Source organism: Niveispirillum sp. FG156 (assembly GCF_057809555.1).
In genome coordinates this window covers 37968-62659 of record NZ_JBMDKE010000024.1, presented here as the reverse complement: position 1 = coordinate 62659, position 24692 = coordinate 37968, and the positions used below count along the sequence as shown (strand labels likewise).

Genomic DNA, 24692 nt, shown 5'->3' with positions numbered 1-24692 from the left:
TCGACAGGATTTCCGCGGATTACGGCTTGCGCCTAATCCGCGCTACGATCATGGCACCCGCTTACTTCAAAAACCCGCTGTCGTAATCCGGTGCGGGGATTTCCAGATAGCGTAACCGCTTCATCTCCCGCCGCCCACGCGTGACCGTGTCCAAGATCAGGCCGCAGGTCAGCGACAGGAAGGACAAGAGACCCAGACCGGTGGCCAGCACCGCCGTGGGGAAGCGCGGCACCAGGCCGGTTTCGTAGTAGGTGATGAACAGCGGCACCGCGATGATCACCGAAATTAGGGCCAGCAGCACGGCAACCAGCCCGAAGGACTGCATCGGCCGCTCTTCCTTGATCAGCTTGCCGATCATCCACAGGATGCGGAACCCGTCGCGGAAGGTGGACAGTTTCGATACCGACCCCGGCGCGCGGTCCTTGTAGGGCGTTTCCACCTCACCCAGCGGCATGCTCATTTCCAGGGCATGCACCACCAGTTCGGTTTCAATCTCGAACCCGCCGGCCAGGACCGGGAAGCTCTTCACGAAGCGGCGGGAGAAGACGCGATAGCCCGACAGAAGATCGTCAGTGCGCTTGCCGAACACCATGGTGACCAGGGTGGTCAGCATGACATTGCCCAGCCGGTGACCGGCGCGGTAATTCTCCCAGTCGGTGATGCGGGCACCGTTCACCATGTCCAGCTTCTCATCCAGAAGCTTGGCCACCAGCTTGCCGGCGCTGGGCGCGTGATAGGTGTCGTCGCCATCCACCATCACATACACATCCGCCTCGATATCGGCGAACATGCGGCGCACGACATTGCCCTTGCCCTGCAACGGCTCCCGCCGGACCACGGCACCGGCTGCCTTGGCAATCTCCGAGGTGCGATCCTTGGAGTTATTGTCATAGACATAGATGGTGGCGGTCGGCAGAGCGGCCTTGAAGTCGCGCACGACGGCTTCGATGGAGGCTTCTTCGTTATAGCAGGGCACCAGCACGGCGATGCGCGGCGCACCCTGGGTCAGACTGTCAGACATGGGATATTCGGGTCCGGTTGGACAAGGGTTGGATGACAAAGAGATAACACGGATATTCGGGGAAAGCTGCGGCGGAAACGCGGCGCTTTCATGTCATGCCATCGCATGGTGTCACGGACGGACGATACCCATCGGATTAGATCGGCTTCACGTTGACTGGAAGCACCCCCTATCGTCATCCCGGCGAAGGCCGGAACCCAGGGGCCAAACGCCCAACCTTTCAGCCGCTTTGAACCATGCTGCGGAGAGGTTCCATCCTGCGGCCCCTGGGTCCCGGCTTGCGCCCATAGGCGCTAAGTTAGGGGTTTGATGGCTTTGATATCCCTCTCTCTACGTCATCCCCGCGAAAGCGGGGATGACGGGAAGAGCAAGCCAAATCGACGCCGTCATTCCCAATCTTAGCGCCTATGGGCGAAAGCCGGGATGACAACGGAGTGATGCATCAAGATAAACCTGACAGATCCTGAACGGTGACCGTGCGTAAGCTGCCGTTGGTGCCGATGCGAGCCAAATTGTGGTTAGGCGCCACTGCTCACAAATCGACGTAAGCACTTTGGTCTGCATTTGATGACCATTCAGAAAAGGCAACGAAAGGTTCAGCATCTGGCACGGTCGAACGGGGTGACGTGGCTGCACACTCTGGTTTCACTGCGGGAATTGCGTCGCTACCACCTTCTGACCAACGTTCGGCCTTGGATGGCTGTAAGCCAACTATCTGTGCCTCGTGTTTGACCGTCGCCGCACCAAACCCATCACAGCAACTTGACCAGCGCCGCCGTAGCGGCGACCTGACCGATCAGGATCGGCAGAAGCCATTTGAACAGGTCGGCCTTGAGGTTTTGAATCTCGGTCCGAAGCTCGGATTTAACCTCGGCCAGTTCCGACCGCAGAAACCCCTTGGTCACAAGGTCGTCACGATCCGCCTCCCGCGCATCGCGCACGATGTCGGTCACCACTTCAGCCTGTATGTCGGTGAAGCCGGCTTCTTTCAGCCGTTTCACCACGCGGTGCGTATCCATGACCATCTGCATAGACTGCCATCCAATGAGCATTCTGGCAACCTATCACAACCCGCCATCACATGCTAGTGCATGATCACCCAGAGGTCGGCACCGATGCCACCTTCTGCAACCGGCACAGCATCATCGGCTCATCCAGGTTGGACTTCACCAGCCCGCAATCGCTCATGTCGGCGGCCAGCCCATAGAAGGGCAGGATATGCTCCGCCGTCCACACTTCCCAATGCGCGACCAGCCAGAAGATGTCCCCCTGATGCGCATCGATACGGCCATGCATGGCGCGGTTCAGGAGGATGTCGCCATGGTCGGGATGGATGAAATAGCTGTGGATGCGCAGGAACGGCACATTCTTGGGGAAGCCATAGGCCAGGAAGCTGGTGGGTGCGTAGCCTGTCTGGATGATGATGGTGTTGTCCGGGTTGGGCAGGTCGGGGATCGACACTTCCACGAACTTGTCCGCGAACGGCACCCGCGCCCAGGTGCCGGGCCGGGCCGTGATGGTGACCAGCACCAGCAGGGCCAGCATCACCACCCCCTTGGCCCGGCGCGGCAGCGGCCACAGCGCGATGGCCGCCACCACCACCAGCGGCGCCATCATCTCCAGCGGGATCAGGTAACGATAGATGGCGAACAGCTTCAGCCACGCCAGATAGGTCAGGGCCCCCGCCACCAGCAGGTACAGCGCCGGTCGAAACGGCGCCATCACACCCTGTTGGGCGGCATCGCGCGTGGGCACAAACCGCCCGGCCAGCGCCAGGAACGGGGTCAGCAGCAGGACCACCACCATCACCGGCACGCGCAGGTCGGTGAAGATGATCTCCCCCACCTTCTTCGGGTCCGTCAGCCACGTATAGGGGAAGATCAGATTGTTCCACAGACCATGCGGCAGGAACTTGTCATCCCGGTACGCCTCCGGCACGCCCCAGGGCGATTTGAAGAAATCGTTGAAATAGGGGAATAGCGGGTTCTGATAGGTGGACCAGAGGTGCCACATCCAATGGCCGGAAAACAGCGCCATGCCCGCAATGACGCCGATCCCGAAGAAGAAGGACAGGAACATCCGCCGCCAGAACCCACCGGCCACCGCCAGAAACGCAAAGCACAGGCCCACGGCATAGGGCAGCGTCGGCTGTTTCAGGCCCACCGCCGACCCCACCAGCAACCCCGCCACAAACACGATGGGAAACGCCACCTTGGGCGCAGCCCCCCAGACATCATCGGCCCGCGCCATGATCAGCCAGGCACTGCCCAGCACGAACAGGCTGATGACATTGTCATAGAAGGTGGTGCCCAGCAGTCCCATCTGCCCCGCGCCGGCAAAGCAGACCAGGGCCAGCGCCACCGACGCCAGCGCCCGTGCACGGCCCCCCAGCACCGGCAGCAGCAGCCAGGCAATCCCCGTCAGCGGCACAAGGTTCATCCCCTGCACCCAGGACAGAATGAAGGAGACCGCGCGGCCCGGCAGGAACTGCGCCAGCCAATAGACAGGAATGTCCAGCGTGGGGTTATAGAAGGTCGCCACCTGCGCCGGCGCCACATCCTGCACCAGCTCCCTTCCCTCCAGGAAGGCCATGGCATTGTACCAATGGTAATTGCGCAGGTCCCAGTTCCCGTCCTGGCCCAGGGTCAGCGAATAGAACGCCACCAGAAGGGGCAGCAGGATCAGCAGCGCCACAAGGATGGCGCGCGGCTGTAAGGGGCGGTGGCTGGGGGACATTGGGGGGCCAGGATGATGGTTAAGCTGTTCCGGTGATAAGCCGGCAACCGGGCGCAATCAAGGCAGACGCGCGCCGTCTCCTTCCTGAACGGTTTCTGAACGGCACTTTCAGGGGCCGTTCAGGTTCGCCCCCCTATTGTCGCGTCTGACACCGGCCCGGTTTGAGGTCGGTTGCTTGGCAGACAATGACAGGAGTGTTCAAAATGGCCCGTACCGTTATCCCCGCCAGCCCGTTCGAAGGTGGTTACCGCTTCACCCTGACCAGCGGCACCATCACCGGTGTGCAGGAGATGGAGAAAGGCCGCTGGCAGAATGAGAAGATCGACCGCAATGAAAGCTGGTCGATCACGGCTGATGGCGTGGTGAAGACCGAAACCGACCGCGACGGCACCGAGGTCACGCTCTATACCGATGCCAATGGCGACGGCGTGTTTTTCGAAGCCTACAGCGTGAACCGCCCCGTCACCAGTGGGGTGGACGATCTCTACCGCTTCACCTTCGACAGCGCCGGAAAGGTCACGACCATTCAGGAATGGGATGATGGAAGCTGGGAAACCGAACGCCCCGACCGGAACGAAACCTGGCAGCTGCGCGACGGTCTGGTCGTGAAGACGGAGGTCGAAAAGGGCCACACCGAATGGACCGTCTATGCCGACAACAATAATGACGGCACCTGGGTCGAACTGGCCGAGGGCCATGGCACCCTGGACCTGGTCGGCGTGAAGGCGCTGCTGTCCGGCCTGACCGCCGAAGGGCTGGTTTACTAAGGCCTGCCCCACCGCGTCTCCCCATCCACCTTGATCGTCATCCCGGCGACAAGCCGGGACCCAGGCGTAGAGCGGCGTCAGCCGCGACATGAGTCATATCGGCGCTGACCGCGCCTCACGCTAGGTCCCGGCTTCCGCCGGGATGACGGCAGGGGAGGAGGTGTTATACGCCGCCCGTAACTGCTGCTTTCACCCGCCCGGTCTGCTATGCTTTTCCCCTTCAACCCCAGACCTGCGCCTATCAAAATTCGGAGCTGACAGCCTTCGGACTCCGATACCCATTTCCATGAAACGGCCCTTTATTTTCTGTTTCATTCCGTTGCACGAAACATCCACTCGATCCGTGTTTCACAGCGTTGCGTAGACCCGTATCATCGCCCCCACCCTGCCCCCAAGCCGGAGCCACCCCCATCCCATGCGCCCCTTGCTGCTGCTGCCCCTTTGCCTGTTCCTGGCCCTGGCCGGCGCGCCGCATGTCTGGGCCGATGATGACGATGATGATGACCGTGGCGACCATGACCGCGCCCGCGCGGCGCTGGAACGCGGGGAGATCATGCCGCTGCGCGCCATCATGGAAAAGGCGGAGACCGAATATCCCGGCCGCCTGCTGGAGGTGGAGCTGGAAACCAAGCATGGGCGCTTCGTCTATGACATCGAGATCCTGGCCGCCGACGGGCGGCTGGTGGAGCTTCTATACGATGCCGCCGATGGCAAGCTGCTGAAGGCCAAGGCCGCCGGCAAGGACCTGCTGAAGGAGAAGAAATAATGCGCATCCTGGTGGCAGAGGATGACGCCAACCTGCGCCGGCAGCTGATCCAGGCCTTGAACGAGGCCGGCTATGTCGCCGACCCCGCCCCTGACGGGCTGGAAGCCGCCTTCATGGGTGAGACGGAACCCTATGATGCGGTCGTGCTGGATCTGGGTCTGCCGGGCCGCGACGGCCTGTCGGTGCTGCGCGGCTGGCGGGCGGCGGATCGGGTCATGCCCGTCCTGATCCTCACCGCACGCGGCACCTGGCAGGAAAAGGTGGAGGGCATGGATGCCGGCGCCGATGATTATCTGGCCAAGCCCTTCCGCATGGAGGAATTGCTGGCAAGGCTGCGCGCCCTGATCCGCCGGGCCGGCGGACAGGCATCACCGGCGCTCACCTGCGGCCCCGTCAGCCTGGATACGCGCACGGGCCGCGTCACCGTGTCGGGCAACCCCGTCAATCTGACGGCCCATGAACAGCGGGTCCTGTCCTACATGATGCATCATCAGGGCCGCATCCTGTCGCGCACAGAATTGACCGAACATATCTATGCCCAGGATTTCGACCGCGACAGCAATACGATCGAGGTGTTCATCGGCAGGCTACGGCGAAAGCTGGGCGCCCCCGTGATCCATACCGAACGCGGCCAGGGCTATCGCATGGAAGCCGTCTGATGCGGCGCGGCTCGCTGGGGCTTCGCCTGCTGGCACTGGCCTTTGTCTGGGTGACCCTGGCGCTGGCCGTTGCCGGCTGGCTGCTGACCGATATTTTCCGCAACCATGCGGAAGCCGAACTGGCCCGCCATGCCGAACTGCACCTGGATGAACTGACGGTGACCCTGCGCCCCGGTGCCGGCGGGCGGGTGGAGGCATCGCGCGACCTGTCCGACCCGCGCTTCCTGCGGCCCTTGTCGGGCCTCTACTGGCAGGTGGCGGATGATAAGGGCGTGGCCCTGCGCTCCCGCTCCCTCTGGGATCAACAATTGCGGCCTGACGGGACCGTGCCCGATGATGGCGCGCTGCACCGCCGCACCGCCACGGGACCGGATGGGGAGGAACTGCTGGTCTGGTCGCGCCGCATCCGCCTGCCCGACAAGGAAAGCCCGGTGGAGGTGTCGGTGGCCGCCACCACCGCCGATCTGACCGCCGCCACACGGCGCTTTGCAGAGGTGCTGGCCCTGTCTCTGGGTATCCTGGCGCTTGGATTGCTGGGGGCGGCCCTGGTGCAGGTGCGGCTGGGTCTGGTGCCACTGGACCGGCTGCGCCGGGCGCTGGCCGACCTGCGGGCAGGCCGGTCCACAAGGCTGGTCGGCGCCTTCCCATCGGAGGTGCAGCCGCTGGCCGACGACCTGAACCAGCTTCTGTCCGATAATGCAGAGATGGTGGAACGCGCGCGGACCCAGGCCGGCAATCTGGCCCACGCCCTGAAGACCCCCCTGACCATCATCGCCAACTCTGCCGCCACCCTCTCCGATCCGGCCGAATCGGCCCTGATCCAGGCAGAGGCCGACCGCATGCGCCGGCAGATCGACCGTCACCTGACCCGCGCCCGTGCCGCCGCCATGGCCAAGGGCGCGGGCCTGCGCACGCCCGTCATCCCGACCCTGCGCCCGCTGGCCCGCACCATTGCGCGGCTGCATCCTGACCGGGATATCGAGGTGGCGCTGACGGGGGACGAGGCCCTGTCCTTCCGGGGGGAAGCGCAGGATCTGGCCGAAATGGCCGGCAACCTGCTGGATAATGCCGCCAAATGGTGCCGGGGCCGCGTCACCCTGTCCGTCGCGGCGGACGGGGCGGAAAGGCTGCGGATGATTATTGAGGATGACGGGCCGGGCATCCCGGCAGCCGAACGCGCCGCCGTCCTGGCACGCGGCGTGCGGCTGGATGAGGCGGTGCCCGGCAGCGGCCTGGGTCTGGCCATCGTCGACGATCTGGCCCGGCTTTACGGCGGCGACCTGACCCTGGATCAGGCGGCGGGCGGGGGCCTGCGGGCCGTGCTGTCCCTGCCACGCGGATGATGTCCGCTGCCTGACAGTTGTTGTCCGGTTCTGATTAGGATGCGGTGGCGCATCCCCCTTCCTACGTGGTCCCCTCACCCTCCCACGCCTTGGCAGGCGTGGGCCCCTCCCTCTCCCGCCAAGCGGGCGAGGGGCCAAAACTTCACCCCTCGCCCACGAACGTGGGAGAGGGAGGGGCCCATTGACGCCAGTCAATGGGAGGGTGAGGGTTCAACGTCCCCACTCACCCCGAAACTAGCGCCGGCTCCGCCATACGGGTCAGGAAGCCGCGCAACTCGGGAATGCCCAGACCGGTTTCCGCCGAGGTGGCCAGAACCTCCGGATGGGCGGCGCCGTGGATCTTCAAGGCCACCGCCACCTGCGCGCGGATCTTGTCAATGGCGCCGGGCTTCAACGTGTCGGCCTTGGTCAGCACGATCTGATAACCGACCGCCGTCTGGTCCATCATCTTCATCATATCGACATCATGTGGCTTCAGCCCATGGCGGGCATCGACCAGGACCAGGGCGCGCTTCAGGGTCACGCGGCCCCGCAGATAGGATTTGATGAAATCGACCCAGGCGGCGGACCGTTCCTTCGACACCTGGGCATAGCCATAGCCGGGCATGTCCACCATGACCAGCCGGTTGCCCAGATTGAAGAAGTTCAGCTGCTGGGTACGGCCCGGCGTCTGGCTGGTACGGGCCAGGGTCTTGCGCCCCGTCAGGGCATTGACCAGCGACGACTTGCCCACGTTCGACCGGCCCGCAAAGCAGATTTCCGGCAGCACGGCCTCCGGCAATGTGGTCGCGGCCTCGGCGCCCCAGAAGAAGTCGCACTCCTTGGCGAACAGCAGACGCCCGGCCTCGATCTCCATCTCGGTCAGATCACCGATCAGGGACGGGGTGATGGTCAGCGGCTTGGCCATGGCGGAAACTCCTTGCTGTTCGAACATGACGGATGGGGGCTTGACCCTCACCCTCCCAAGCCTTTGCAGGCTTGGGCCCCTCCCTCTCCCACATTCGTGGGCGAGGGCAGGTTTGGAAAAAATACACCCTCTCCCGCAGGGCGGGAGAGGGAGGGGCCCGTCGGCGTCAGCCGATGGGAGGGTGAGGGAGCGCCCCCTCACCCCAAGACATCACGTCGGCTTCACACCCATGCGGCGCATGATGAACCATTGCTGCACGATGGCCAGCAGGTTCGACCAGGTCCAGTAGATCACCAGACCGGCGGGGAAGCTGGCCATCATGTAGGTGAAGATGAAGGGCAGCAGCATCATGACCTTCTGCTGCACCGGGTCCGGGTTGGCCGGGTTCATCTTCTGCTGCAGCCACATGGTGAAGCCCATCAGCAGCGGCCAGATGCCGATATGCAGCATGCTGGGCGGGTCCCACGGGATCAGGCCGAACAGATTGAACAGGGTCGTCGGGTCGGAGGCCGACAGGTCATGAATCCAGCCATAGAAGGGCGCATGGCGCATTTCGATGGTGACGTACAGAACCTTGTACAGCGCGAAGAATACGGGGATCTGAAGCAGGATGGGCAGGCAGCCGGCCAGCGGGTTGGCCTTCTCCTCCTTGTAGAGCTTCATCATCTCCATGGAGAGGGCTTCGCGGTTGTCGCCATGCTTCTTCTTCAACTCCTCCATCTTGGGCTGAAGCTTCTTCATCTTCGCGAACGCCTCATACTGCTTGTTCGCGATGGGGAAGAAGGCCAGACGCAGGAAGACGGTGAAGACCAGGATGGCGATGCCGAAATTGCCGATGGTCACGCCCAGCCAGTCCAGGCCGTGGAAGAACGGCTTGGTCAGGAAGTAGAACCAGCCCCAGTCAACGGCATAGTCCAGGCTGTCGATGCCCAGCTTGTCATTATACTCGTTCAGCAGGCCCACGATCTTGGCGCCCGCGAACAGGCGGTGCGTGGTCTCGGCGGCGGCACCGGCAGCGACCGTCACAGCCGGGGCCTTGTAATCGATCTGATAGATGTCGGTAGCGGCCTTCTGGTGCAGGACGCGCATGTCGGTGGTCTGCGCCTGATCGGGGATCAGGCTGACCAGCCAGTATTTGTCGGTGATGCCGATCCAGCCGCCGGTGGAGGACAGGTTGACGGTCTTCCCGTCTTCGGCCAGGTCCTTGTACTTATATTCCTTCAGGGTGCCGTCGACGATGGCCAGCGGCCCTTCATGCAGGACGTAGGTGCCTTCCACCTTCGGCGTACCCCGGCGCTGCACGAATCCATAGGGGTTCAGCGCCACGGGCGCCCCGGTTTCGTTGCGCACGCGCTGCGTCACCGTGAACATGTAGTTGGCATCGATGGCGAAGGTCCGCTCGAACACCAGACCGGCGCCATTGTCCCAGGACAGGGTGACGGGGCTGTCCGGCGTCAGATTGTTGGCATTGGCGGTCCAGACCGTATCGGCCTTGGGCAGGGCCACGCCGTCGCCGGCATTGGCGGCGACCCAGCCGAATTCGGCGTAATAGGGATGCTCGGTCCCGACCGGGGCCAGCAGCACCACTTCCGGGCTGTTCTTGTCCGGGGTGGTCTTGTACTTGGCCAGGGTCAGGTCATCCACGCGACCGCCGCGCAGGTTGATCGACCCGTGCAGGCTGGGGGTGGAAATGGCGACGCGGCCCGTCTCGGCCAGCACGCTGGCGCGGTCGCGCACAGCCGGCACGGCACCGTCACCGGCGATGCCCGGCGTTGTGCCCGGCACAGCCGGCGGGGCCTGTTCGGCCACCAGCGCCTGCTGGCGCTGCGCCTCGGCCTGTGCCGCCATTTGGCGCGGACGTTCATAGAAATAATGGAACCCGAACAGGATCGCGATGGAGATCACGATGGTCAGGACAAGGTTCTTCTGATCCGTCATGGGTGCTTGGTCCAGGTTCCGAATTCAATGGCCGGTTACATACCGGGATCGCGCCCGGTTGGTCACATGAAAACGGCGGGCGATCAATGCCCGCCGCAACATTTCTCGTTCCGGGCGTGCCCCGGATGCCGGGGCGGCACCGGGTCATACCCTTCACCACCCCAGGGATGACAGCGCGCCAAGCGCCGCAGGGTCAGCCAACCGCCCCGCAATGCCCCATGCGCCGCCAGAGCCTCCAGCGCGTAATGTGAGCATGAGGGGTGATACCTGCAACGGGGCGGGCCCATCATTGGCCGAATAATCCAGCGGTAGAAAAACACAAAAGCCCGGAGCAGCCAGGCCGCCGGGCTCATGCGTTTTCATCCTTCGCCAGGACCGATTCGGCCTGTGCCGCTTCCCGCTTGCCCTTCCACACCCGGAGCTTCTTCAAAGCCTGGGTCAGGTCGGCCTTCAGGTCGGCGTAGGGCCGGCGCACCGTTTCCGCCCGCGCCACCAGCACGAAATCGTGCCCAGGGGTGGCGTTGGGGGCCAGCACCTCAGCCAGGGCCGCGCGCAGACGGCGACGGGCGCGGTTGCGTTCAACCGCGCCCCCCACCTTCTTGCTGGCCGTCAGACCGATCCGCACCGGCGGTTCGCCGGGGTTCGGGTGCTGCCGCTCATCATGGGCGCGGGCCTGAAGAACCAGACCCGGCGTGGCCCATTTGCGACGGGCGCCCGCGACGGCCAGGAATTGCGGCCGTCTGGTCAGGCGCCCCACCTTGGATTTGGGAGGCGCCATGCCGGTAACCTTAGGCGCTCAGCTTCTTGCGGCCCTGGGCGCGGCGCTTATTGATGATGTTGCGGCCGGCGACGGTGGCCATGCGGGCGCGGAAACCATGACGGCGGGCGCGCACGATCTTGGACGGCTGAAAGGGACGCTTCACGGTACTTACTCCGGTCTTGGAACTGCTGACGTCTAAAACGAAGCGCGTTCTATAGTGGTGAAGGGGTTGTGAGTCAACGGGGGACAGGAATTACGGCTGCAACCCTGGTCTTCCGCTGTTCTGGACGGGTTTAGTAACCCGGCGGCCGCTTGGCGGTAACGACCTTCTTGGGCAGGGTGAATTCCGATTTCTGCGCGGCATAGGCGACGGCGATGCGCGCGCCCACCTTGGCATTGTTCAGCAGCAGGGCGCGGTTGGCGGCCAGGCTGGCGCCACCCGTCAGTTCTTCCATGCGCTTCAGCAGGAAGGGGGTCAGCGCCTTGCCGCGCACGCCCTGCGCCTCAGCCTCGCCCACGGCCTGGGCGATGGCGGCTTCCACGGCTTCGGCATCGAGCGCCGCATCATCGGGGATGGGCACGCCGATGACGACGCCGCCGCCCAGGCCCAGCTGCCATTTGGCGCGCAGGACACGGGCCGCCTCATCCGCCGAATCACAGCGGCCATCGACGGGCAGCGGCAGGGAGGCGGTATAGAAGGCGGGGAAACGGTCGGTGCCGAAGCCGATGACCGGCACGCCCTTGGTTTCCAGATATTCAAGCGTGCGCGGCAGGTCCAGGATGGCCTTGGCCCCCGCACAGACCACGGCCACATCGGTCGCGGCCAGTTCTTCCAGATCGGCGGAGATATCCAGGGTGGTCTCCACCCCGCGATGCACACCGCCGATGCCGCCCGTGGCGAACACGGCAATGCCGGCCAGCGCCGCACCGATCATGGTGGCGGCCACGGTCGTGGCGCCGTCGGCACCCTGGGCCAGGGCGACGGGCAGGTCGCGGCGGCTGACCTTGCGTACGCCCGGCTGGGCCAGACGTTCAATATCCTCGGCATCCAGACCGACGCGGATACGGCCATCCAGGACCGCGATGGTGGCCGGCACCGCCCCTTCGGCGCGGATGGCGGCTTCCAGGGCCTTGGCCGTCTCCACATTGGCGGGATAGGGCAGGCCATGGCTGATCACGGTCGATTCCAGCGCCACCACGGCCTTACCGGCCTTCAGCGCCGCCGACACTTCGGGATGGATGGAGAGGAAGTCCTGCATGGCACCGGCCCATTGGAATCTTGGTCGGCGCGGAGAATGCAACGCCACCGGCACGGCGCGCAACGCCGCCCACCGGCGGGGCCGCCATGCGCCCATGACCGGGGTTCTGGCGACCTGCGAACGAGCGTGCTAAAACCACTCCATCAATCAAGCAATCGCGCGCCCTAAGCGCCGCCGGAGAGGAATGACCGAAGATGCCCATGCCCAGCCAGTTTCAGGGAAAGCTGTCGCTGCCCGTCATCGCGTCGCCCATGTTCATCGTCTCCTATCCCGATCTGGTCCTGGCTGAATGCAAGGCCGGCATCGTCGGCACCTTCCCCAGCCTGAATGCGCGCCAGCCGGAAATGCTGGATGAATGGCTGACCAGGATCACGGGCGAACTGGCCGCCTATGCTGCTGCCAACCCGGACAAGCCGGTGGCCCCGTTCGGCGTGAACCTGATCGTCCATCGCTCCAACACCCGGTTGCAGGGCGATGTGGAACTGATGGTCAAGCATAAGGTGCCGCTGATCATCACCTCGGTCGGGGCACCGGTGGGCATTGTGGAGGCGGTCCATTCCTATGGTGGGCTGGTCTTCCACGACGTCACCAATATCCGCCACGCCAGAAAGGCGGTCGAGGCGGGGGTGGATGGCCTGATCCTGGTGGCCGCCGGGGCCGGCGGCCATGCCGGCACCATGTCGCCCTTTGCGCTTCTGTCAGAGGTGCGGGAATTCTTCAGCGGCACCATCGTGCTGGCCGGCGCCATGTCGTCGGGCGCGCAGGTGCGGGCGGCAGAGGTGCTGGGCGCCGACTTCGCCTATATCGGCACCCGCTTCATCGCCACCGCAGAGGGCAATGCGCCCGACGCCTATAAGCAGATGATCATCGACCATGCCGGCGCCGACATCGTCTACACCCCGATGTTCAGCGGCATTCCCGGCAATTATCTGGCGCCCAGCGTTGCCGCCAACGGCATCGACGTGAAGGCCATTTCCGGCGGTCAGGCCGATCCCAACCTGTCCATCGAGGATTGGTCCAAGAAGAAGGCCTGGAAGGATATCTGGTCCGCAGGGCAAGGCATCGGCACCATCCATGATGCCCCGCCCGTGGCCGAACTGGTGGCCCGCATGAAGGAGGAGTACCGGGCCGCCGCCGCCACGCCCGCCGCCTTCGTGTGACCCTTTCCGGGGCGGGCGGGTCCGTGCTGGACGCTGGGGCGAAAGCCGGCCACAGTCGGGCCGGTTCTCAAGACAGCAGCAGAGCATGACCAGCCCCACCCCGATCGACCCGATCCGTCTTCTCGCCTCCGTCGGCCATGACCTGCGGCAGCCGTTCCAGGCCATGCGCCTGTTCCTCAACCTTTTGCAGATGAAGCTGGTCGATCCCAAACAGGCGGAACTGGCCAACCGGCTGGAAGAAGCGCTGGAGATCGGGGCGGCCCAGATGGATCAGGTTCTGACCCTGGCATCGCTCGCCAGCGGCAGCGCCAGGCTGCGCCGGGAACAGGTGCCGCTGGGACCGCTGCTGGCCCGTGTCACGGGCGAACTGGCCGAACGGGCGGCCCAGGCCGGGCGCCTGATCCGCCTTGTCCAATCCAGTCTGGTGGTGGAAACCGATCCCGTCATGCTGGACCGGCTGCTGCGCGCCCTGATCGACAATGCCATCACCCATGGCGCGCCCGGCACCCGCATCCTGGTAGGTGTGCGCCGTGCCGGTGGCCCCACCCTGTTGGTGGCCGATGATGGGGAGGGTATCCCGGCGGATCAACACGCGCGGGTTCTGGAACCGGGCGGGCAGTTGGAAAGGCCAGGGCCGACCCGGCGGGGATTGGGGCTGGGCCTGACGCTCTGCCACCATATCGCCCACCGGCTGGGCCATGAAATCACGCTGGGCGGGGCCAGAGGCCTGATCGTCCGATTGCGCTTTCAGCCGTAGGTCAGGTCGAGGCGAAGCCTCGCCCTGACTGAAAAGGCTTTCAATCCAATGCTGTCAGGGCGCGCGCATCGCGCGACCTGACCTACGGGTTGATGAATTAGCCGATCACGAACCAGTCGGCACCGGCGTCGTAACGCAAGCTCAGCCCATCGGGGATGATGATCTTGTAATCATTGGCGGCGTCATAACGGCCATCATTGTTCAGGTCGATGACCAGATGGCCGTCGATCTGCGCGACATTGGTAACGCCGGCCTGCAGGAAGGTCGGAACGGCGGTGGTGGCGGTCAGGGCCGATAGGGCAACCCCGCCGATGCGCAGCAGCGATTCGGACGCGGCATCGAAATCCAGCCTCTCCCCAACCTTGGCGTCGACCAGCAGGTCCTGATCGCCGGCCACCAAGGCGGCACTGGTGAAGACGAAACGGTCATTGCCGCTGCCGCCCGACATCACGTCGGAACCCGCACCGCCGTCGATAACGTCATCGCCCTTGCCGGCGATGATCACATCGGTCCCTGCCCCAGCCCGGATCGTATCGGCACCGGCACCCGTCACGAACAGGTCATTGCCGGCGGTGCCCGACAGCTTGTCGGCGAAGATCGTGCCGGGGATCGGTTGCAGGTTCAGCCCGCGCACCGCATCCACCGCGTCGCGCCCCAGATCGGCCATCAGATCTACAAACGTCGGCACCAGGACCTGGGTGATGGAATTCACCACGGCCTCGCCGATCCAATCATATTTGGCCATTCCCCACTTCTCCCCCTCTTCCTGTCGGCCATCCGGCCTTGGCTGTGGCCGGACGCTATCATGGGCATCATGACACAGGTGTGATGGCCGCCACGGCAAATGAATTATGTTCAATGTTGACGGACGGGCCTGCGGGCGGCATCGCTGTGCCGCCCCTGTCGAAAGTCACCCGTCCCATGGCCCAGCGCTGGAAAATCACCGTCGAGTTCAATGGCAGCCCTTTTCTGGGCTGGCAGCGGCAGGACCATGGCCCGTCTGTCCAAAGCTGCCTGGAAGAGGCCGTGCGCCGCTTCGCCCAGGAAACGGTGACGGTTCATGCGGCGGGGCGCACCGACAGCGGCGTACACGCCACCGGCATGGTGGCCAGCTTTGACCTGGAAAAGCCGGTCAGTGCGGAGAAGGTCCGCGACGCCCTGAATTATCACCTGAAGCCCAACCCCATCGCGGTGTTGAAGGCAGAGGCGATGGAGGGTGATTTCCATGCCCGCTTCACCTGCATCGGGCGGGCCTATCTGTACCGCATCACCAACCGGCGGGCGCCCCTGGCGCTGGATGCCGGGCGGTCCTGGCTGGTGTCCCATCCCCTGGATGCCGACGCCATGCATGCGGCAGCCCAGCGCCTGATCGGTCGGCATGATTTCACCAGTTTCCGCGCCTCCCTGTGTCAGGCGGCCAGCCCCGTGAAGACCCTGGCGGAATTGTCGGCGACGCGGGTGGGGGAGGAAATCCACATCGTGGCCCGCGCCCGATCCTTCCTGCACCATCAGGTCCGCAACATGGTCGGCACGTTGAAGATGGTGGGCGAAGGACGCTGGACCGCCGACGATGTGCAGGCAGCACTGGAAGCCCGCGACCGGTCAGCGGCGGGACAGACGGCCCCTGCCGACGGCCTGTATTTCACCCGCGCCTTTTACCCCGGCGACGATTTCCCCGAAGCCATCAGCGAGGGGCCCAGCACCCCGTCCTCCACCAACGGGTAAGAGGCCGCGTCCGGCAACTGATAGTGCCACCATTCAAAGGCGTAATGCTGCCAGCCCGCCGCCGCCATGATACCCAGCAGCAGGGCGCGGTTACGCTGCGCCTCCACGCTGATGCTGGTATCGGCATGCCAGGCGATGGGGCGCATATCATCAAAGCCCGTCCCCATCTCCAACACGGCGCCATCCGCCTTTGCCAGGGTCAGGTCGATGGCGACACCGCGCCCATGGCTGGACCCGACGCGCGGATCGGCGATGAAGGTCGGGTCGGGTAGTACGTTCCACAACGCCCATTGCGCCGCCGGCGGGCGATAGCCGTCAAAGACATGCAGCCGCAGCCCCTGTGCCGCCGCCAGCCGGACGGCCCGCGCCAGCGCCGCCGCCGCATCGGGATGCAGTAGGCAGAGCGACCGCGCGAAGATCGGCCTTCCCGTCAGATTATCCGCCGTGGCATAGCGAAGGTCGAGATCGACATCGAAGACCGGCGGGGCAATGGTGACGAACCGCATGGTTCACCCTTGTTGTTGCTGTAACGACCTTATACCAACAGCGTGAGACTTCGGTGCATGCTGTTGGAGGCTGGCGACCGCCAGCCCGCGACCGCGTGGTCGCGTAAGCCAAGCCGCCGGACGGCGGCGCCCGGCGTTTGAGGGAACAGATGAAGCGAAGCGGAAGAACATGATCACGCTTGGCCTGGATACGGCGACCAGCGCCTGCGCCGTCGCCCTGTGGGATGCCGCATCGGGCCGCATGCTGGCGGTGCGGGCGGAGATGATGCAGCGCGGCCTCGCCGAAAAGCTGGTGCCCATGGTGCAGGAGACCATGGCGGAAGCGGGGATCGGCTTTGCCGACCTGTCGCGCATCGGCGTGACGGTGGGGCCCGGCACCTTTACGGGCCTGCGCGTCGGACTTGCCGCCGCGCGCGGCTTTGCCCTGGCCGCCAATTGCCCGCTGGTGGGCGTGACGACGCTGGAGGCGGCAGTGCATGGCCTGGATGGCGATATCCGCGCCGGCCACACGCTGCTGGCCGCCATTGAAAGCCGGCGCGATGACCTGTTCCTGCAGCCCTTCACCGCCGACCTGTCACCCCTGAGTGAACCGGCGGATGTGCTGCCCGCCGACCTGCCCGCCTATGCCGCCGCCCACCTGCCGGCGGGTCCGCTGCTGATCGTGGGCGATGCCGCCGCGCGCACGGCACAGGCGCTGGGGATCTGGAACGGTGCCGTGGTGATCCGCGAGACGGCGGGTGCCGCAGAGGCGCTGGCCACCGCCCGTATCGCGGCAATGCAGGATGGGGCCGGCATCGCGGTTCGCATCGCCGATCCTTTCTATCTGCGCCCGCCCGACGTCACCCTGCCGAAGCAAGGCTGAACCATGGCGGCGATGGTCGAGATCATTCCCGCCGCCCCCGCCCATGCCGATGTCATGGCGACGCTGCATGCAATGGCCTTCGCCAACCCGGCCCTGTCCGGTCCCGCCTGGGACGCCCCCGCCTTCGCCGGGTTTCTGGCAACGCCGGGCATCATGGGTTTCATCCTGATGGTGGATGGGGAACCCTGCGCCCTGTCGCTGTGGCGGCAGGTGCTGGATGAAGGGGAATTGCTGACCATCGGTACCGATCCCGCCGCCCGCGGACGTGGCCATGGCGCCACCCTGCTGCGCCATGGGCTAGCCCATCTGCGGGCAAACGGCGTCGCCCGTGTCTTCCTAGAAGTTGCTGTCACAAATACAGCGGCGCAGTCACTTTATGCTTCGCAGGGCTTCACGAGTGCCGGGCGCAGGCGCGGTTATTATCAGCATGCGGGCCTGTCAATTGACGCAAACGTCATGGCGACTGATCTGACCTAAGCCGTATTGGTTAAGGCTTCTTGACCAAAAGCCGCTGAACCCCGTCAGGACTCGCGGGATTCTCCGGTTGCAGGTCGGCAACGATGTAGCCATGTTCCCGTAGACTGGCCGGAACATTTCGCGAAGGTTCCCCATAATTCATACGGACTTCAAGGGTTTGGCCCGAGTTGAGCCGTTCGACGGCAAGTTTCGTACGCACGAATGTCATAGGGCAGACAAGCGAGGTGATGTCCAGAAACTGGTCTGCTATGTTTTCCACGATGCTCGATTCCTTTGAAGACGTACCAAATCGATATTGCATGATGTTGGGATAAGACTTATATCACGATCGAGTTTCTTGGTTGGAGCAATCATACATGACCAACGCATCGTCCTCGCCCGAACTTTTGTCTCTCACGACCGAAATCGTCGCGGCCCATGTCTCGAACAATACAGTCGCGATCAACGATCTTCCGGGTTTGATTGATCAGGTTTACCGAGCCCTTGCCAACATTGGCACAGAGCCGGTGGTTCAGAGCGAGAAGCCGCAGCCGGCAGTCGCCATCAAGAAGTCCGTCACGCCTGAATATATTATCTGCCTTGAAGATGGTAAGAAGCTGAAAATGCTGAAGCGCCATCTGAAGACGGCCTACAATATGTCGCCGGAAGAATACCGCGAGCGTTGGGGCCTGCCGCCGGACTATCCGATGGTTGCACCGAACTATGCCAAGCAGCGTTCGCGTTTGGCCAAGCAGATCGGTCTGGGCACCCGCGCCCGCCGCGCCGGCGACGACGAGTAGAGATCGGCTTGCTCCTGCCTTGCGCGGGAAATGCTGACGGTACAAGGGGGCGGCCTGCGGGTCGCCCCTTTCTCTTTCGGCACGACAATATTGGTGCGCGAACCAATGTGATTTGTGCATGGCACCGTGGCGAACCTACCCGCGATCCCGCTATATCTTTGAAAGTTGCGGGACAAGGGCATGAAACTTTCGTGATCGGCCCCTGCATTGTGACACAGTGGGTTGACCGGCCCGCGTCGCTTCGTGTTATGCCAATGCGTGTGGCGGCGACCGTGGCACCCATGCTTCGTGAAAGACGGAGCAGAGGCCGGAACGGCCGCAGCCGACAAATGCCGGCGACCCAGAATATGTGAGAGCATGGCTGACATCTTTTCCACCGAAGCCCTGATTTCCGGCGAAATTCGTTCCGGCAATCTGGAGGTCCGTCTGGCGGAGACCGCCGCCGAGGTCACTGCGGCCCAGCGCCTGCGCTTCCGCGTCTTCTATGAGGAGATGGCGGCCAAGCCCACGGCAGAGATGATGGCCCAGCGGCGCGACTTCGACATGTTCGACACGCTGTGCGACCATCTGCTGGTGATCGACCGCAGCCTGGGCGATGGCACCGACGCGGTTGTCGGCACCTACCGCCTGATCCGCCGGGCCACGGCGGCGCGCGCCGGCTCCTTCTACTCGTCCGATGAATATGACATCTCCCGGATTGAGGAATATCCGGGAGAGGTGCTGGAACTGGGCCGTTCCTGCGTCGATCTGAATTACCGCAGCCGGGGCACGATGCAGTTGCTGTGGCGCGGGATCGCGGCCTACTCGGCCCATTACGACATCAAGCTGATGTTCGGCTGCGCCAGCCTGCCGGGCACCGACCCGAAGGCCCTGGCCTTGCCGCTCTCCTATCTCTACTACCATCATCTGGCCCCGCCGGCCCTGCGCCCGGTGGCCCTGCCGCACCGCTATGTCGAAATGGCGATGATGGAAGAGCATGAGATCGACCCGCGCCGCGGCATCAATGAGGTGCCGGCCCTGATCAAGGGCTATCTGCGCGTAGGCGGCTTCGTCGGTGAAGGGGCGGTGGTCGATCATCAGTTCAACACCACCGACGTCTCCATCGTCGTGAAGACCGACCTGATCACCGACAAGTACCTGCGCCATTATGAGCGCCGGGGCTCGTCCCTGATCTGATCACAGAAACCGGTGCGGCGGGCGGACAGGATGGATATCGGCTCGACCCTGCTGGGTTTCACGCGGCTCACCCTCTACGGGCTGTTCACGCTGCTCTGCATTCCGGTGCAGGTCGTGCTGCTGCGCCTGTCGCCACAGGGGGCCGCCGCCCGCTTCCCGCGTTTCTATCACCGCCTCTGCTGTCGCATCCTGGGCATCGAGGTGGTGGTCAAGGGGCAGCCGGCCAGCAATGCCGGACCTGTCCTGTTCATCGCCAACCATTCCTCCTATCTCGACATTCCGGTGCTGAGCACGGTTATGCCCGTCAGCTTCATCGCAAAGTCGGAGGTGAATGGCTGGCCGGTCTTCGGTCTGCTGGCCCGCTTGCAGCGCACCGTCTTTGTGGACCGCAACGCGCGCCACAAGGCCGATGAACAGCGCGACAGCATCCAGGGCCGTTTGCAGGCGGGCGACAGCCTTGTCCTGTTCCCGGAAGGGACCAGCAGCGACGGCAACCGCACCCTGCCCTTCAAGACGGCCCTGTTCGCCGTCGCCTCCACCCGTATCGGCGAAAAGCCTCTGACGGTACAGCCGGTCAGCGTGACGGCCACCCATCTGGACGGTATCCCGCTGGGCTATGTCTGGCGGCAGCTTTACGCCTGGTATGGCGACATGGAACTGCCGCCGCACTTGTGGCGCATGGTGCGCGCGGGTCGCCTGCGCATCGTCGTGGAGTTCCACACCGCACAGTCGCTGGATACCGCCGGCACCCGCAAGGCGCTGGCCGATATCTGCTGGCAATCGGTGGCCCAGGGCGTGGAACGCGCCGTTACCGGCCGCGCGGCGTAATATTGTTACCTCAAGCGCCGGGCGGGCGCATCCGCGCCCTTGGCTTGCGCGCGCATGGGCGCGCGGGCGCTCAATGCGCCAAACGACCCTTTACGTCCGACCATTCCCGGTCCGTCACCGAGAAATAGACGGAGTGGCGCAGGCTGCCGTCGGCACGGACGACATGGTTGCGGAACGTCCCCTCCTCTACGGCCCCAATGCCGGCCAGGGCGGTGCGGGACTGCACATTGTTGCTGTCGGTCTTGAATTCCACGCGGACACAGCCCCAGACCTCAAACGCGTGGCGCAGCATCAGGAGCTTGGCGTCGCGGTTCACGCCTGATCGCTGAAACTCCCTGCCCAGCCATGTATAGCCGATCTCCACATGCCGGTTCGCCTTGTCGATGGCCAGATAGCGGGTGGAGCCGGCGATACGGCCCGTCGCCTGTTCGATGGTCACGAAGGGCAGCATGCGGCCCGCCTGCTGTTCGGCCAGCGCAAACCCGATCCAGGCCGCCATCTCGTCCCGGCTGCGCACCGGGGTCGGGTACCAGCGGAAGATATCCCCGTCCAACCCCACCGCACACAGCGCATCCAGATGCTCCGCCCCCAGCGGCTCCAGCCGGGCGGCGGTCCCCGTCAGGGTAACGGGCGCTGTGTCGATACGGTTGAAATCATGGACGGGATAAGGGCGGTCGGACATGGGGCACCGGTTCAGGGGAAAGCCGCCGACAGCTTTCCCCAAACCACCCCCGTGCGGTCAATCAAGGCATTGTCCGGGAGACGAGATTCCGCCGCTCCTCACCCTCCCATCGGCTGACGCCGATGGGCCCCTCCCTCTCCCGCCAGCGGGCGAGGGGCTAAAATTTTGTCCCTCGCCCACGAACGTGGGAGAGGGAGGGGCCTGCCCGCGTCAGCGGGGGGAGGGTGAGGGAACAACGCTAGTCTCCTACGCCGCGTCCGCCACCGCCCCCGCCAGCCCGGCCAGGATCAGGGCACCCATGGCCAGATGCTCCGCCGCCTTCACGGGCGACAGGTTGTAGAAGCCCTTCCAGGCCGCGGCCTGATCGACCTCTCCCTGGCCCGGATGAGCCAGGCGCCAGTGGCGTTCCACGGCGGTGGCGATGATGCGGTCGGTGGAGATCAGGCCCGGCAGGCGCACATTGCTGTGCACCGACAGCATCTCCGACACGGCCCACAGCGCCTCCACCGTCAATTGCCGGTATTCCGGGTTCATGATCCGGTCCAGCCGCGCCTCCACCTCGCGCGCGAAATCGCGTTCGCCAGGCGTGCGGTCGGCGCGCAGGGTGGCGCTGTCCAGGCGCATTTCCTGGTGGCTGGGATCGGCGATGATCACGCCGTCGCCATGGCGCAGAACCCCCCAGACCCGCTGAAAGAACGCGTCCGGCACCGGCAGCAGCGTACCCGCTGTATCACGCCAGCCCCACCAGTCACCGCCGGTCAGCACGGTCGCCGTCCAGTAATCGCCCTCCATGGCAAATTCCGGCTGATCCACGGCACTGCCGCGCGACAGCACGGGCAGGCAGAAATCCCCCGTCATGCCGGGGCAGCGGGAGATCAGGCGACGCAGGCGCGTCAGGATGGCGTGCGGTCCCTCGCCCTTCAGCACCTCCAGACCCGCCGCATCCGACAGGCCGCACTGCCGCGCCACGCTACGCACCAGCAGGCCCAGAAGGTCGGCGGGACGCAGCGACAGGGTATAGCGAAACAGGTCCGGGCTGGCCTTGATCAGGGTGCCGCTGAACAGCAGCATCTCCTCGCGCAGCATCAGGGTGGCCGGATCGCCGCCGATGGTGGCCAACCGGGCCGAAATGTCGGCATTGGCCAGCGGGCGGTCAACGGTACTGGCCCCCAGGATCACATGCTTCTGCCGGACCACGATCTCCTTCACCGCATCCTGCAGCCGCTCGTCATGGCGGTTCAGCAGATGGGCCAGGGGCCGCACGATATCCCAGCGTCCGGCATGGCCGGCGGCGCGGTACAGGTCCTCAGCCCGCTGCCACAGGGGTGCGCCACCCTCCGTCACGAAATCCCGTCCCTGCCGCTGCCACAGCAAGGTCAGCATCAGCAGGTGCCAGTCGGCGCGGCGTTCCCCCTCCAGCGACTTGGCCAGCCAGGGCGTGTCCCCCTCCTCAATCCAGCGGCGATCCTCCCCGCCCGGCGGCGGCGCCTTGAAATCATAGGCATCATCGCCGGCCCAGGCGCGCACGGGCCGGGCCGTGACGGGACAGGATGGCGCGATCTGGTCAAAGCCGACAATGCGCGCCCCACCATAGGCATCGATCAGGTCGCTGCCCCGCACGCACAGATCGGGTACACGGCCCGACACGAGGTCGGCCAAGGTCCTCGCCAGTTCCGCGAAGCCTTCGCCCGCCGCCATGCCCTTGGACACGGGGAAAACCAGCAGCGGCGGCTTGGTAAAGGTCCAGGTGCGGTTGATATAGGCGATTTCAGACAGCAGCCGATCGACCAGGAACCGGTGGTCATAAGTGAAGTAGAACCCGTCCTGTTCATCGACGAAGGTGGGCACGATCACCGCTGGCTGTCCCGCAAAGCGGAAGCCGCAGGCGGTGATCAGCGTGCCCAGCCGGCGCGGCGGTCGCCCAGACAGGCCCAGCACCTCACACCGGCCCAGTTCGGCCAGCGCGCCAACCAGTACATCGACATGGCAGATATTGATGGACCCGCCGGCCTGGGCCAGCGTCTGGCAGCTGACACCCTGTTCCTTCAACTGGGCGCGGACCTTATCATCCTCGGCCAGAACCACCAGACGCAGCGGCACCGGCGGCTTGGGCTTCAGCTTGGCACGGCGGTTCAGCGGGTCGACATCGCCCGGTGCCAGGAACCCCTCATCGATAAGCAGGCCCATGATGAACAGGCTCTGCGCCCACAGCAGCGGCACATTCTCGTTCGGCACACGGGTCTGGCTGCCGGGATGGGCGCGTTCGGCCTCCACCGCCTCTTCCGGGACGATGAACAGTTCCGGCAGCAGGGCGTCGCCGCCACGTTCGACCAACAGGCTTTCCAGCTTTTCCCGCCAATGGGCGGCGTCGCGGGCATCCCCCGTCAGCAGGGCCGTGACGTAGAAATAGGTGTAGAAAAGCGGCCATTCGCTTTCGATGCCGCGAAACCGCTCCAACTCGCCCGCCTCGTAATGCAGGCGGGAATGATCCTCCAGCACCGTCTGGTGCCCGTCGGTCAGGAAGCGCTTGCAGCCATAGGGACCACCCAGCTTGGTCAGGATCTCGTTGCGCGTCCGCTCCACCAGATCGGGGGCATCCACGGCGAAGGCAGGCCAGCCGATGATGCCCAGCGTGGCGGCATCCACCTCCTTCGACCCGGATTCGCGCGGCAGCAGCGCCTCCACGGTGGCCCGCGCCCGCGCAATCTCATCCGGCACGGCATGGATAACGGCCACCCGGCCCCCATCCTCGCCCAGCAGGTCCAGGCCCTGCATCGCCTCCATGGCGGCCTTGGCCATGCCGATGGAACTGGCGTTCAGTTCCACGGCCCCATCATTGATCTTGCGCCCCCGCTCCCAGATGCCGAAATCGGCGATGCGGTAGGCGGGGCCGATATAATGGACCAGATTCTGCACGAAGGAGACCTCGTCCATCGTGTAGATGACGGACATGCCCGACCGCGTCATCTGCGCCAGCATCAGCAGGAACAGCGAGGTGGCATCGATCTGGAGATGGCCCCAGCCATCATCGGCGGCCACCGCCTCACCCGTGCTGGCCGAATAGATGGCGTGCAGGCTGTCCAGCGGGGCCTGGGTATGCTTGAACCGCTCCACCTTGGCCGCCTGGCGCATCATGGCCTGCAACAGGCCGCGCATGGTCTTGACCACACCTTGTTCCAGCAGGCGGGCGCGGGCCGTGCTGTCGCCACGGCGGCGATAGGCCAGCGACAGGGCCCAGGGACCGATGATCGAATAGACGTTATCGCGCACCCAGGCATGGGTGTAATTGCCATGCACCGTAACCGCCGTGCTGGCCGGCAGCAGGCCCGTGATCGGATGCTGGCGCGACAGGATCACCCGGTTCACATGGTCGAACAACCGGTCCAGCGCGGTCTTCACCGCCTGCCCGCCCTGCTTGGCCACTCCGCGTGGCAACGGCGATTCCGGCATCTGGCACCCCGTAACGAACATACTGCATGCATACCCATTGAGAGTAACAGCGTTACACGTCCGCGCAACTGTTGCAATGCAGCATGGCATACGAAATCATGGGCAGGATGGGTCGGGATGATAGGATCACGAGC

The 24692-nt window shown here is 64.8% G+C and carries 26 protein-coding genes; 12 read left to right on the top strand and 14 right to left on the bottom strand.

The features are described 5' to 3' along the window. Window positions 1–61: 61 nt before the first annotated feature. From ACODSP_RS16425 to ACODSP_RS16415, 3 genes are all read right to left on the bottom strand, one after another. Window positions 62–1021 carry a glycosyltransferase family 2 protein gene (locus tag ACODSP_RS16425; RefSeq protein WP_488966637.1) on the bottom strand — a complete coding sequence of 320 codons (960 nt, stop codon included), beginning with the start codon at window positions 1019–1021 and terminating at the stop codon, window positions 62–64. Window positions 1022–1773: 752 nt separating this feature from the next. Beyond that, complete coding sequence (locus ACODSP_RS16420) at window positions 1774–2052, bottom strand: CCDC90 family protein (RefSeq protein ID WP_488966636.1); 279 nt, start codon at window positions 2050–2052, stop codon at window positions 1774–1776. A 64-nt stretch (window positions 2053–2116) separates the two neighbouring features. Further along, window positions 2117–3757, bottom strand: a complete 1641-nt coding sequence (locus ACODSP_RS16415; protein WP_488966635.1) for a hypothetical protein — start codon at window positions 3755–3757, stop codon at window positions 2117–2119. Window positions 3758–3960: 203 nt separating this feature from the next. Here ACODSP_RS16415 and ACODSP_RS16410 point away from each other — a divergent pair, with 203 nt between their 5' ends. From ACODSP_RS16410 to ACODSP_RS16395, 4 genes are all read left to right on the top strand, one after another. Further along, a complete protein-coding gene (locus ACODSP_RS16410) occupies window positions 3961–4524 on the top strand; it encodes a hypothetical protein (RefSeq protein ID WP_488966634.1) in 564 nt (187 codons plus the stop codon). A 415-nt stretch (window positions 4525–4939) separates the two neighbouring features. Then, a complete protein-coding gene (locus tag ACODSP_RS16405; protein ID WP_488966633.1) occupies window positions 4940–5290 on the top strand; it encodes a PepSY domain-containing protein in 351 nt (116 codons plus the stop codon). Further along, the gene (locus tag ACODSP_RS16400; RefSeq protein WP_444733774.1) at window positions 5290–5949 is read left to right on the top strand and encodes a response regulator transcription factor; all 660 of its coding nucleotides are present in this window, start codon (window positions 5290–5292) and stop codon (window positions 5947–5949) included. Before ACODSP_RS16405 ends, ACODSP_RS16400 begins: the two co-directional genes overlap by 1 nt. Continuing rightward, window positions 5949–7292 carry a sensor histidine kinase gene (locus ACODSP_RS16395; RefSeq protein ID WP_488966632.1) on the top strand — a complete coding sequence of 448 codons (1344 nt, stop codon included), beginning with the start codon at window positions 5949–5951 and terminating at the stop codon, window positions 7290–7292. The genes ACODSP_RS16400 and ACODSP_RS16395 overlap by 1 nt, the downstream gene beginning before the upstream one ends. 223 nt (window positions 7293–7515) lie before the next feature. On the opposite strand, the gene yihA is transcribed toward ACODSP_RS16395, so the two are convergent. From yihA to ACODSP_RS16365, 6 genes are all read right to left on the bottom strand, one after another. Continuing rightward, a complete protein-coding gene (gene yihA / locus ACODSP_RS16390) occupies window positions 7516–8199 on the bottom strand; it encodes a ribosome biogenesis GTP-binding protein YihA/YsxC (RefSeq protein ID WP_488966631.1) in 684 nt (227 codons plus the stop codon). A 210-nt stretch (window positions 8200–8409) separates the two neighbouring features. Next, window positions 8410–10137, bottom strand: a complete 1728-nt coding sequence (yidC, locus tag ACODSP_RS16385; protein WP_488966630.1) for a membrane protein insertase YidC — start codon at window positions 10135–10137, stop codon at window positions 8410–8412. An 83-nt stretch (window positions 10138–10220) separates the two neighbouring features. Further along, window positions 10221–10490 (bottom strand): membrane protein insertion efficiency factor YidD, encoded by a 270-nt coding sequence (gene yidD, locus ACODSP_RS16380; protein ID WP_488966629.1) that lies wholly within the window; start codon window positions 10488–10490, stop codon window positions 10221–10223. Beyond that, entirely contained in the window at window positions 10487–10915 is a 429-nt protein-coding gene (rnpA, locus tag ACODSP_RS16375) for a ribonuclease P protein component (protein WP_488966628.1), read from the bottom strand. Before rnpA ends, yidD begins: the two co-directional genes overlap by 4 nt. 10 nt (window positions 10916–10925) lie before the next feature. Continuing rightward, entirely contained in the window at window positions 10926–11060 is a 135-nt protein-coding gene (gene rpmH / locus ACODSP_RS16370; RefSeq protein ID WP_029013881.1) for a 50S ribosomal protein L34, read from the bottom strand. 130 nt (window positions 11061–11190) lie between these two features. Next, window positions 11191–12156, bottom strand: a complete 966-nt coding sequence (locus tag ACODSP_RS16365) for a pseudouridine-5'-phosphate glycosidase (protein ID WP_488966627.1) — start codon at window positions 12154–12156, stop codon at window positions 11191–11193. A gap of 194 nt (window positions 12157–12350) precedes the next feature. Between ACODSP_RS16365 and ACODSP_RS16360 the strand changes: the two genes are divergently transcribed. Beyond that, window positions 12351–13316: an NAD(P)H-dependent flavin oxidoreductase gene (locus ACODSP_RS16360; RefSeq protein WP_488966626.1), complete on the top strand. Its 966-nt coding sequence runs from the start codon at window positions 12351–12353 to the stop codon at window positions 13314–13316. Window positions 13317–13401: 85 nt separating this feature from the next. After that, entirely contained in the window at window positions 13402–14073 is a 672-nt protein-coding gene (locus ACODSP_RS16355; protein ID WP_488966625.1) for a sensor histidine kinase, read from the top strand. Window positions 14074–14170: 97 nt separating this feature from the next. On the opposite strand, the gene ACODSP_RS16350 is transcribed toward ACODSP_RS16355, so the two are convergent. Further along, window positions 14171–14818, bottom strand: coding sequence for a calcium-binding protein (locus tag ACODSP_RS16350; protein ID WP_488966624.1), 648 nt, complete (start codon window positions 14816–14818; stop codon window positions 14171–14173). Window positions 14819–14994: 176 nt separating this feature from the next. Here ACODSP_RS16350 and truA point away from each other — a divergent pair, with 176 nt between their 5' ends. After that, complete coding sequence (gene truA / locus ACODSP_RS16345; protein WP_488966685.1) at window positions 14995–15798, top strand: tRNA pseudouridine(38-40) synthase TruA; 804 nt, start codon at window positions 14995–14997, stop codon at window positions 15796–15798. Here truA and ddpX read toward each other — a convergent pair. Next, on the bottom strand, window positions 15729–16304 hold the full coding sequence (ddpX, locus tag ACODSP_RS16340) for a D-alanyl-D-alanine dipeptidase (RefSeq protein WP_488966623.1): 576 nt from the start codon (window positions 16302–16304) through the stop codon (window positions 15729–15731). The two genes, truA and ddpX, sit on opposite strands and share 70 nt — an antisense overlap. A gap of 169 nt (window positions 16305–16473) precedes the next feature. Here ddpX and tsaB point away from each other — a divergent pair, with 169 nt between their 5' ends. Continuing rightward, on the top strand, window positions 16474–17166 hold the full coding sequence (tsaB, locus tag ACODSP_RS16335) for a tRNA (adenosine(37)-N6)-threonylcarbamoyltransferase complex dimerization subunit type 1 TsaB (RefSeq protein ID WP_488966622.1): 693 nt from the start codon (window positions 16474–16476) through the stop codon (window positions 17164–17166). A 3-nt stretch (window positions 17167–17169) separates the two neighbouring features. Next, on the top strand, window positions 17170–17643 hold the full coding sequence (locus ACODSP_RS16330) for a GNAT family N-acetyltransferase (RefSeq protein ID WP_488966621.1): 474 nt from the start codon (window positions 17170–17172) through the stop codon (window positions 17641–17643). 10 nt (window positions 17644–17653) lie between these two features. On the opposite strand, the gene ACODSP_RS16325 is transcribed toward ACODSP_RS16330, so the two are convergent. Beyond that, complete coding sequence (locus ACODSP_RS16325) at window positions 17654–17944, bottom strand: sulfurtransferase TusA family protein (RefSeq protein ID WP_082371901.1); 291 nt, start codon at window positions 17942–17944, stop codon at window positions 17654–17656. Window positions 17945–17999: 55 nt separating this feature from the next. On the opposite strand from ACODSP_RS16325, the gene ACODSP_RS16320 reads away from it, so the two are divergent. The 3 genes from ACODSP_RS16320 to ACODSP_RS16310 all read left to right on the top strand — a co-directional run bounded on the left by ACODSP_RS16320 (window position 18000) and on the right by ACODSP_RS16310 (window position 20426). Further along, a complete protein-coding gene (locus ACODSP_RS16320) occupies window positions 18000–18422 on the top strand; it encodes a Ros/MucR family transcriptional regulator (protein ID WP_488966620.1) in 423 nt (140 codons plus the stop codon). Window positions 18423–18779: 357 nt separating this feature from the next. Beyond that, a complete protein-coding gene (locus ACODSP_RS16315; protein ID WP_054165776.1) occupies window positions 18780–19598 on the top strand; it encodes a GNAT family N-acetyltransferase in 819 nt (272 codons plus the stop codon). A 30-nt stretch (window positions 19599–19628) separates the two neighbouring features. Further along, window positions 19629–20426 carry a lysophospholipid acyltransferase family protein gene (locus ACODSP_RS16310; protein WP_488966619.1) on the top strand — a complete coding sequence of 266 codons (798 nt, stop codon included), beginning with the start codon at window positions 19629–19631 and terminating at the stop codon, window positions 20424–20426. Between the two features lie 70 nt (window positions 20427–20496). Here ACODSP_RS16310 and ACODSP_RS16305 read toward each other — a convergent pair whose 3' ends face one another. Both ACODSP_RS16305 and ACODSP_RS16300 read right to left on the bottom strand, forming a co-directional pair. Continuing rightward, complete coding sequence (locus ACODSP_RS16305; RefSeq protein ID WP_488966618.1) at window positions 20497–21108, bottom strand: GNAT family N-acetyltransferase; 612 nt, start codon at window positions 21106–21108, stop codon at window positions 20497–20499. Between the two features lie 246 nt (window positions 21109–21354). Continuing rightward, entirely contained in the window at window positions 21355–24558 is a 3204-nt protein-coding gene (locus ACODSP_RS16300) for a glycoside hydrolase family 15 protein (RefSeq protein ID WP_488966617.1), read from the bottom strand. Window positions 24559–24692 lie beyond the last annotated feature (134 nt).